Source organism: Morganella sp. GD04133 (assembly GCF_029835375.1).
Classification (GTDB): Bacteria; Pseudomonadota; Gammaproteobacteria; order Enterobacterales; family Enterobacteriaceae; genus Morganella; species Morganella morganii_B.
Genome location: NZ_JAODZS010000093.1, coordinates 1 through 1,201 on the forward strand (window position 1 = coordinate 1; position 1,201 = coordinate 1,201).

The following is a 1,201-nucleotide window of genomic DNA, read 5'->3' on the forward strand; positions in this document are numbered from 1 at the left end:
GATCAGGCCATCCGCAATATGCGCCGGTATTTTTCAGCGCAGCCGGAACACTACAGTGCCGCTCAGTACGATACCCTGGAGCCGCTGACAGCGTATGCCGGAGAGAGTCAGCAGCCGGAGTTACCGTTACTGCGGCAGGTTATTCGCCAGCATGATGAGGGAATGCCCGCCGTATTAACCGGTGAACATAATCTGACCTGTCCGCTGCCGTCGGAAAACGGTGATATTCATTATCAGCCCGGCCCGCCGGGGTTTATCCCGGGTATCCCGTTTTTTGCGGTGATCGACAGCGGTGAATATCACCGTCAGACCGGACAGCACCTTGTTCCGGTGCTGCTCGGCACTCACCTGCCGTGGCAGTCGCTGTATCAGGGGGAAACGCAGGAAAGTCTTGCCGACCGTGCGCCGTATCTGGTGCAAATCCGTGCGGATCGTGCGGGGAAACAGTTTCTGGCTCATTGTCAGAACCTGCCGGATAAAGCCGCCGCCGGTTTTTTTATCAGCAGCAGCAAACCCTTTCCGGAAATGCACCGGCAGTTACGCAGGATGACGTATCTGCGAAATCAGGTCACCGGCAGCTGGAGTTTTTTCCGGTTTTATGATGTCCGCCATTTTATTCCCTTTGCTGAATCACTGACACACGGGCAGCTGCTCAGTGTCGCCGGGGGCGTGACGGCTTTTGCGGGGTACAGCCCGGCATATCCGGAGGGGGTGACCATCACCTTTTCTGCCGGTGTTACCGGTACGGGGCGGCGCGAAGCGCTGTTTATCAATGAGCGGCTTTACGGTCATTATGCCCGGCTGACCCTGATGAGTACCCTGGCAAAAACCCGGCAGCTGATTGAGCAGCACGGTGCCGGGTCCGCACCGGAACAGGACGGCGGTGAAACCGTCTCCGACAGTTATCTTATCCGTGAAGCCAACCTGAGCTTTCTGGCGGGAGTCACCCGGATGCAGGCATTAATGTACCGGTTATCCGCCCGTTATCTGTGCCGTCACGATACCGCGCTCTGGGAACGTGCCTGTGAGCATGCACGGCCTTATCAGCACAACCAGGTGTTATTTAATTATCATTGTTATGCCTTTTGTATACAGGCGCAGGGAGTCCCCGTATGACTGAACATGTCAGTTCTGATGTTTTAACCCCGGAAGAGAAACACCTCCGTAAAATGGTGGAGGCGGTTAATCAGGCCGCGCCGCG

The 1,201-nt window shown here is 56.5% G+C and carries 1 protein-coding gene; it reads left to right on the forward strand.

Features of this window, described 5'->3' with window-relative positions; translation table 11 throughout:
* Nucleotides 1-1,116: DUF4123 domain-containing protein (locus N7387_RS21220; protein ID WP_279800948.1), on the forward strand; the 1,116-nt coding region annotated here is incomplete at its 5' end.
* Nucleotides 1,117-1,201: the final 85 nt, after the last annotated feature.